Raw genomic sequence first — 8,834 nt, 5'->3', positions numbered from 1 at the left:
GTCCTGCCGGGCGCCTACATCACTTCCAGCGCCCCTTCAGGTGGGGGAGTTTGAGGTGACCACAGGTGGGGGAGTTTGACCGACCATCGGGGCCATGCGGACGGCCAGCCGCGTGCCATATCGTTTCCACGGTGGTTCACCTGTGGATAGGCAGACGGTGCTCGTATTGCACACCGTCTGCGATGCGATCATCGCCAGGCCGTGGCGACGGGAGTCGATATCAGGCCAGCGCGCCGTCGGTGTACACGTCACGGTTGCCGATGCTCGCCGTCAGGCCGTCGCGATTGCTGATACGGGCGCCGTCCGTGTAGACGTTACGGTTGCCGATGCTCGCCGTCAGGCCGTCGCGATTGCTGATGCGGGCGCCGTCCGTGTAGACGTTACGGTTGCCGATGCTCGCCGTCAGGCCGTCGCGATTGCTGATGCGGGCGCCGTCGGTGTAGGCGTCACGGTTGCCGATGCTCGCCGTCAGGCCGTCGCGATTGCTGGCGCGGGCGCCGTCCGTATAGCCATCACGGTTGCTGATGCGGGCGCCGTCGGTGTAGGCGTCACGGTTGCTGATACCTGCCGTCAGGCCGTCGCGATTGCTGGCGCGGGCGCCGTCCGTATAGCCATCACGGTTGCTGATCCGGGCGCCGTCGGTGTAGACGTCACGGTTAGTGGTGCGAGCGCCATCTGTAAAGGCGCTGCGCTGATCGTTGACGCGATAGGTGTACCCGTACGCTTCGCCGGCCTTTTGCGGGGTAGCCTGGGCAACGCCCGTTACGAAAGCGGCAGCGATAGCGGCGGCGGTCAGGATGGTCTTGGCGTTCATGATGTTCTCCTTGCGATGGGCCGGGCGATCTTGGTTTGGGTAGCTGATCGCGGGCCGATGTCTGTGCTGCGTATTAAGCAGCCCTTATCCTGGCCCTCACCCGAACTACCTACTACTAGATAGATGGGAAGTGCTAAAAAAAGACCGCCTCCGGTACTGTGAAACTACTTGGTATTGCGTGGACCGGTTCGCTTTGCGTCTTGTTCTGGCCGCTGCGTCCCTGTCCATGGATCAAATAATATCTACCTACAGATAGATAGGCAAGGATAAATTTGTGATCCCATGCAAAAAGATTCCTATCGGCCCAATTGAGCGGATCAATATCGACTGTAAATAATTGATTTTATTGAATAACTTACAACCAAGTTCTGGTCATGGGCAACGATCCTCCTTTCCATTGGCGTCACGACTTCTGCGCTTATCGCCACTATGACAATCATCGCGCATGCCGATATCATCACTCCTGGAGCCGGCCGCCCCACCCACTGGCGCTGGTTGGTCGGGCACGATGTGATGCAGGAAGCCGGGGCCAAAGTGGTAGCGATTCATTGCGTTTTAACTCCAGACCGCCTTTTCATCATCGCCATCCGTGGGCGCTAAAGCATCGCAAACATCGGTCAGCTGATGCTCACGTTCTGGCACACATTGCACCGAAATCAAAACTACCCCACTCGCCTTAGCGTCTTCAGTCGACGATATAGCGTGCGCTCGCTCATCCCGAGGTACGCAGCGAGCGCGCTGCGTGTCCCTGAAAATCCCTCCACCAGCCGTACAAGCTCACGATCAGTGAGCTCGCCGCGCGCTGAAAGCGAGGTCGAGTACGCGCCGCTCTCCAGATGCGCCGACGCTCCCGCCATCATGTCACCCGGCAAATGTTCGATCCGGATCACCCCGTCATCGGCCAGCAGGCACGCCCGGTCGAGCATGTTGCGCAGTTCCCGGATATTGCCCGGCCAGGAATAGGTATGGAGTCTCTCGAGAGCGTCCGGTGCGACACTGAACTTGCGGCCTGCAGCAGTGCCTGCCACGCCTTGCGCGCTACCAATACGCTGCAGTATCGAGTCGACGAGCAGCGCGATGTCGTCCGCCCGCTCGCGCACCGCCGGCAAGTGAATCGGAAATGCGCTGATGCGGTAGTAGAGGTCCTGGCGGAATCGGCCGTCGTCGATCATTTCCCGCAAGGGTTTGTGCGTCGCCGCCACCAGTCGGAAATCGGCGCGTAAGGTCTCGATGCCGCCAACCCGGCGGAACGTGCCAGATTCGATCAGGCGTAGCAGCTTGACCTGCATCGACAGCGGTACATCGCCGATTTCGTCGAGAAACAGCGTCCCGCCCTGCGCGGTCTCGACCAGACCGGGCTTGCGCGCCGCTGCGCCCGTGAACGCACCCTTTTCGTAGCCAAACAGTTCGCTCTCGAACAAGGCCTCCGTGATGCCGGAGCAGTCGACGACGACAAAAGGGCGTTGCGCGCGCTCGCTCGCCTCATGCAGGGCGTGCGCGAACAGTTCCTTGCCGGTTCCAGATTCTCCGAGCAGCAGGACCGGCAGCGTCGAAGGCGCGACGCGATGCAACGCCGAGATTGCCGCGTTGAACGCCGTCGAGCGCCCGACCAGACCTTCCGCGCTCGGCTTGGCGGACGCGCCGCGCACCGTAGAGAGCCGCTCGACGTAAGCCACCACCTCCCGCTGCGCATTGAATATCGGCCGCAACTCGACATCGACATGCTCAGGCCCGCGAGGTGTGTGATGAATGTGGAGCACGCGGTCGGGGCCGCGCAGCTCAAAGGCCCGCTTCATTGGACAGTGCTCGCCCGCCTGGTCGCAAGGTACGTCGTAGTGATGCGAGACCTGATAGCACTTGCGGCCCACATGAGGCTGGCTGGCGACGCCGAACTGACGTTGATAAGCGGTATTGGCAGCGAGGATGCGGTACTCGGGATCGAGCACGATCATGGGTTGAGCGTCGTGCTCCAGATACGACACGAGGGCGTCGACATCCAGCGCTTGAGGCGACCCGGCCGAGGTCTTTACGAGGGGCGTGATGGGTATGGACGGCTTAGGGGATTTCACGGCGGCGGCTCCAGGAGACCTCACTATACGTCGACGCTGCCACAACTGCCATCCCTGCCACCTGACTGCCAGAAATGGCAGCCCTCGACCCCAGACGGCCGTTCCAAGGGCTGTGACGCAACCCGATGGAAGAGAAATATTGATACAAATCAAATAGTTACCTAACTTCGATCAATCGGGGTGAGGTGGCACGGTTCTTGTGTTGATTGGCTGGCCTTGCAGCTTCGCAAGCTCCATTCGTTTGAGGAGAGGATGTTGAATACCACGAGCCCCATGCTGGTCGAAGGCTTCTTCGACCCCGGTACCTGGACGATCAGCTACCTTTTGCTGGATGTCCGCACGGGCGACTGTGCACTGATCGACAGCGTCCTCGACTATGACCCGAAGTCAGGCCGTACCTCCACGATGACAGCCGACAAGCTAGTCTCTCGCGTCCACGAGCTGGGCGTGAAGGTCCAGTGGCTTCTCGAAACCCACGTGCACGCCGACCACCTGTCCGCCGCGCCCTACCTCAAGGAAAGACTCGGTGGAAAGATTGCGATCGGCGCGCAGGTGACGCGCGTGCAAGACGTGTTCGGCAAGCTGTTCAACGCCGGCTCGAGATTCGTGCACGATGGCAGCCAGTTCGATCACCTGCTCTTCGACGGCGAAACATTCGCCGTCGGAGCGTTGCAGGCGCGCGCCATCCATACCCCAGGCCATACGCCGGCCTGCATGACCTATGTGGTCAGCGACGGCGCGCAGACCGCAGCCTTTGTCGGGGACACCCTGTTCATGCCCGACTACGGTACCGCGCGCTGCGACTTTCCCGGCGGCGACGCCCGCACACTCTACCGGTCAATCGACAAGGTGCTGAGCCTGCCGGCGGACACGAAGCTGTACATGTGCCACGACTACCAGCCAGGCGGGCGGCCTTTGCAGTTTGTCAGCACGGTAGCCGAGGAACGCGAGCACAACGTCCATATACGCAACGGTATCAGCGAAGAGGCCTTCGTTGCGATGCGCACTGCGCGCGACGCGACGCTCAACATGCCGGTGCTGATGCTGCCGTCAGTGCAGGTCAACATGCGCGCCGGACATATGCCCGATCCGGAAGATAACGGAGTGCCGTATCTCAAGATTCCCCTCAACGCAATCTGAGCCGGTCCACGTCGTTAATAGAAGCAACAGGAGAAGTTGATGGACATCAAGACACTGACGGCCGACCTGGCGGTATCGCAACAGATTGCCGCATCCGCCCTGCGTGCGATCGCGGACGCTGGCTTTCGCGCCGTCGTCTGCAATCGCCCCGACGGAGAAGGTTCCGACCAGCCCAACTTTAGCGAGATCGAGGCGGCGGCCCGTGAACATGGTATCGAGACCCACTACCTGCCCATCGAGTCCGGCAAGGTCGGCGATGCCGAGACTGCGCAGTTTGGCGAACTGATGCAGGCACTGCCGAAGCCGGTGCTTGCCTATTGCCGCACCGGGATGCGTGCCGCGACGCTGTGGGCGCTATCCGAAGCGCCCCGCCGGCCGCTGCCGGACATCATCGCCGCCGGCAAGGCAGCAGGCTATGACCTGTCCGCGCTGGCACGGCGTATCGCCAACGGCGGCAAGGTGCCCGTCGAAGTAGCCGTGACCAGTCACGACATTGTGATCATCGGCGCAGGCGCCGCGGGCGTGGCGGCAGCCTCGAGCTTGCTCGCGCGCGACCGCAACCTCGACATCGCCGTAATCGACCCCGCCGACGTCCACTATTACCAGCCAGGTTGGACCATGGTCGGAGCCGGTGTGTTCGATCCCGGGACCACCGCGCGCGAGATGGCCGCCGTGCTCCCTCGCAAGGTGCACTGGATCAAGGCCGCAGTGGCAGCGTTCGAGCCGGAAAAGAATTCGGTGGTTCTCGAAGGATGCCGGGTGGTGAGCTACAGGCAGCTCATCGTTTGTCCGGGACTGAAGCTGGACTGGCATGCTATCGACGGGTTGCCGGAAACCCTTGGCCAAAATGGCGTGACGTCCAACTACCGCTACGATCTTGCTCCCTATACCTGGCAGCTCGTGCGCCAGCTCAAGGGCGGTCGCGCGCTATTCACCCAGCCGCCGATGCCGATCAAATGCGCCGGGGCGCCGCAAAAGGCGATGTATCTGTCCTCGGATCACTGGCGGCGTTCAGGCCGGCTCGGGCAGATGGATGTCCAGTTCTTCAATGCCGGGGCGGTGTTGTTCGGCGTGGCCGACTATGTCCCGGCCCTGATGGAGTATGTCAAGCGTTACGACATCGCACTCAACTTCGGCTTCAACTTGATTGCGATAGACGGCCCCGGCAAACGCGCGATTTTCAGGCACACGCTCGAGAACGGCAACGTGGAATCGGTGACTAGTGAGTTCGACATGATCCACGTGGTGCCGCCCCAGAAGGCACCGGACTTCATCCGCGTCAGCCCGCTGGCCGATAACGCGGGCTGGGTCGACGTCGACCAGGCGACGCTACGCCACAAGACCTACTCAAACGTCTTCGCGCTCGGCGATGCCGCAAACACGCCGAATGCGAAGACCGCCGCCGCCACGCGCAAGCAGGCACCGGTCGTCGCCCACAACGTGCTTGCGGGCCTGGGGAAGGTCCGGGGCGAAGCGGCATACGACGGCTACGGCTCATGCCCGCTGACCGTCGAACGCGGCAAGATCGTGCTCGCGGAATTCCTCTATGGCGGAAAGGTCGCGCCAACGCTGCCGACCTGGCTGATCGACGGCAAGCATCCGTCGCGCCTCGCGTGGCTGCTGAAGGAGCGCATCCTGCCGCCGCTTTACTGGCACGGGATGCTCAAGGGGCGCGAGTGGATGGTGCGGCCTGAACTCGTGGGCTAACGCAGCGGTGGCTCACAACCTGTCGGATTTTCCATGCTAACTTCACTTATCCTCGGCGCCATCGTTGGTGCGGTGCTCGGCCTGACCGGCGCGGGTGGCGGCATCCTCGCCGTTCCGGCACTGGTGGCCGGCATGGGCTGGCCGATGCAGCAGGCGACGCCGGTAGCGCTGGTCGCCGTGGCGGGCAGCGCTGCGATCGGCGCGCTTGAAGCATTCCGGCAGCGCCTCGTCCGTTACCGCGCCGCGCTTTTCATGGCCGCGGCGGGCGTGCCGCTGACCTCGCCCGGCGTACGCCTTGCGCACGCGTTGCCACAACGCGTGCTATTGGCGCTGTTTGCCACTGTCATGCTAGTGGTGGCCGGAAGGCTGCTATTACAGGCTTTGCGGCGCGGGCGTCCGGACAGCGCGGACTCACGGTTTTGCGTCGGCCACATCAACCCCGACACCGGGCGGCTGATCTGGTCATGGACCACCGGGGCCGCGCTCGCGGCAACCGGCGCGTTGACCGGGCTGATGACGGGACTGCTAGGCGTGGGCGGCGGCTTCATCATCGTGCCAATGCTGCGCAAGCTGACCAACGTGTCGATGCATGGCATCGTCGCCACGTCGCTGATGGTGATCGCCCTAGTCGGCAGCGGCGGTGTTGTCGTGACGGTCCTGCATGGCGCGCCGCTGCCGCTCCACCTGACGCTCTGGTTCAGCCTGGCGACGGCCGCCGGCATGGTGGCCGGGCGGCTGGTCTCGCACCGTCTCTCCCCGCTGCATGTACAGGTGGGTTTCGCGGTGGCGTTGATCTGCGTGGCGCTCGGGCTGATGGCGAAGGCCGCGCTAGGCGGGTGACTCGCAGCCGGCCGTTTACCAATGGCCAGAAACCGACGCAGGCTTGCGGCGACTCCCGTCAAGGGCCGCCACCTGACAGTCCTGCTTCAGGTCGTGCAGTTGCCGATACAGCATAGAGCCACCTGGTCCGGCTTCGTAGCAAAACGACAGCCGAGCCCCGTCTCGCTTGAGCTGTGTGTCAAGCCCAATCCACGTCGCTTGAGGTGCGGCAGGTCAATACATTCTGTCTAGGAGAAGAGTCGTTGGTCGACGGGGCCGATGACAAGCGGTCGTTGGTCGCGATCATCGTCACACTGGGCGCTGCGAATCACTATCTCAGCATCCCGTCGTTGCGCGCCTGGGCGACCGGCGCAACCAGCCTCGACAAGCCGTCGGGTCTATTGGCGACGATGCTCTCTGTCCTTACTCTCGAGTGGAGTCGGCAGGAGGCGCACCGCCCACTGAAGCGATTTGTGCGCAGGGCAATGTTGGAAGGAATCCTCATCATCGGCGCAATCATCTGCGTAGCCGTGCTCGTCAGCCAAATGCCCGCCAGGCATGTCAATCGCATGCCTGCCGGTCACCCCACGCATAGCAGCGGCGTGGCTCACTGAGTCTCAGGAGGATTGAGGATGCACGACAAGGAGCAGGCGCACCTGCTTCATCAACCGACCAAACCACGTGGCGACGCCGCATTGCCTCTGCGCAAGAAAGTGGCGTGGCGTACAAAGTGCAGAGAAATCCCGGCGTAGGCTCACAATAACCAAGGGCGCGGGACATTTGATTTGAATTGACGGCGGATGCGAGCACCGAAGGTGTCGCAGTTCCCTTGTTCCTCCATTGCGAACCCCATGCTTGGGGAGTATGCCCGTCTGCTTTTAAAGTCTTTTCCAATTTTTTCACGAGACCGTAGATTCTCCCTCGTGGCCGCGTATTGGGGGGCGTCGTGTCCGCGCCGGGATCTTAGTGCCGGCTCACCTCCCCATACCTCGCAAATCATTTCGCATCGCGTGAACCACCCTCCCCAGTCTGCCGTCAGAACCACCTATGAACTTCTCCCGGTTCTTCATCGACCGTCCCATCTTCGCCGGCGTGCTTTCCGCGCTGATCTTTCTAATCGGTGCGATCGCCATGTTCCGGCTTCCTGTGTCGGAATATCCAGAAGTGGTGCCGCCGGCGGTGGTTGTCAAGGCGCAGTTCCCAGGGGCCAATCCGAAGGTCATCGCCGAGACGGTGGCCACGCCGCTAGAAGAGCAGATCAACGGTGTCGAGGACATGCTCTACATGTCCTCGCAGTCGAATAGCGACGGCCAATTGACATTGACCGTCACATTCAAACTGGGCACGGACCCAGACAAAGCACAACAGCTTGTCCAGAATCGAGTAACACAGGCCGAGCCACGCCTGCCCGAAGATGTCCGCCGACTCGGTGTTACGACCGTCAAGAGCGCCCCGGACCTGACCATGGTCATCCATCTGGTGTCGCCAAACAACCGATACGACACGACATATCTACGCAATTACGCGCTAATCAATGTCAAGGACAGGCTTGCACGGATACCCGGCGTTGGCCAAGTGCTGCTGCTGGGCTCAGGCGACTATTCCATGCGCGTCTGGCTCGATCCGGCCAAGACCGCTGAGCGGGGACTCACGGCAAGCGACGTCGTCAAGGCCATTCGAGAACAGAACGTACAGGTAGCCGCCGGCGTGATCGGCGCATCGCCATCGACCCCTGGCAACGATCTCCAACTGTCAGTAAACGCGCAGGGGCGACTGAACACAGTCGAGGAGTTCGGTGCGATCGTGGTTCGGACTTCGGCTACGGGGGCAGTGACATCCTTACGAGATATATCCAGGATTGAATTGGGTGCGTCCGAATACAACGTTCGGTCGTTGCTCGACAACAAGCCCGCAGTCGCATTGCTCATCTCGCAGGCGCCTGGATCGAACTCGATCAACATTTCGGACGCTGCACGCGAAATCATGAAGGATGCCAAAGCCGGTTTCCAGGATGATATCGATTACAAAATCGTCTACGATCCCACCGAGTTCGTCCGTCACAGCATCGATGCCGTTGTGCACACGCTATTCGAGGCGATCGCGCTCGTTGTCCTGGTCGTGATTCTGTTCCTTCAGACCTGGCGCGCGTCGATCATCCCGTTGCTGGCCGTGCCGGTGTCGATCGTCGGAACGTTCGGGTTGATGCATCTGTTCGGCTTCTCGATTAACGCGCTTTCCTTATTCGGTCTCGTGCTCGCGATCGGTATCGTGGTGGACGATGCAAT

At 61.8% G+C, this 8,834-nt stretch carries 7 protein-coding genes; 5 read left to right on the top strand and 2 right to left on the bottom strand.

Annotated elements, in window-relative coordinates:
- Positions 1 to 220 precede the first annotated feature (220 nt).
- Both ACYP5B_RS34020 and ACYP5B_RS34015 read right to left on the bottom strand, forming a co-directional pair.
- Entirely contained in the window at positions 221 to 814 is a 594-nt protein-coding gene (locus ACYP5B_RS34020) for a copper resistance protein CopQ (protein ID WP_459572554.1), read from the bottom strand.
- Positions 815 to 1,476: 662 nt separating this feature from the next.
- Entirely contained in the window at positions 1,477 to 2,766 is a 1,290-nt protein-coding gene (locus ACYP5B_RS34015; RefSeq protein WP_459572556.1) for a sigma-54 interaction domain-containing protein, read from the bottom strand.
- 369 nt (positions 2,767 to 3,135) lie between these two features.
- Here ACYP5B_RS34015 and ACYP5B_RS34010 point away from each other — a divergent pair, with 369 nt between their 5' ends.
- The 5 genes from ACYP5B_RS34010 to ACYP5B_RS33990 all read left to right on the top strand — a co-directional run.
- Positions 3,136 to 4,023 carry an MBL fold metallo-hydrolase gene (locus ACYP5B_RS34010; RefSeq protein ID WP_459572555.1) on the top strand — a complete coding sequence of 296 codons (888 nt, stop codon included), beginning with the start codon at positions 3,136 to 3,138 and terminating at the stop codon, positions 4,021 to 4,023.
- A gap of 39 nt (positions 4,024 to 4,062) precedes the next feature.
- The gene (locus ACYP5B_RS34005) at positions 4,063 to 5,730 is read left to right on the top strand and encodes a bifunctional protein tyrosine phosphatase family protein/NAD(P)/FAD-dependent oxidoreductase (protein ID WP_459572553.1); all 1,668 of its coding nucleotides are present in this window, start codon (positions 4,063 to 4,065) and stop codon (positions 5,728 to 5,730) included.
- 33 nt (positions 5,731 to 5,763) lie between these two features.
- On the top strand, positions 5,764 to 6,570 hold the full coding sequence (locus ACYP5B_RS34000) for a sulfite exporter TauE/SafE family protein (protein ID WP_459572552.1): 807 nt from the start codon (positions 5,764 to 5,766) through the stop codon (positions 6,568 to 6,570).
- A gap of 242 nt (positions 6,571 to 6,812) precedes the next feature.
- Positions 6,813 to 7,163 carry a hypothetical protein gene (locus tag ACYP5B_RS33995; protein WP_459572550.1) on the top strand — a complete coding sequence of 117 codons (351 nt, stop codon included), beginning with the start codon at positions 6,813 to 6,815 and terminating at the stop codon, positions 7,161 to 7,163.
- A 433-nt stretch (positions 7,164 to 7,596) separates the two neighbouring features.
- The coding region (locus ACYP5B_RS33990) for an efflux RND transporter permease subunit (protein WP_459572549.1) at positions 7,597 to 8,834 on the top strand (1,238 nt) is incomplete at its 3' end.

The sequence above is a fragment of the Cupriavidus sp. 8B genome, from assembly GCF_054589115.1.
This window is presented reverse-complemented; position numbering and strand designations above follow the sequence as displayed.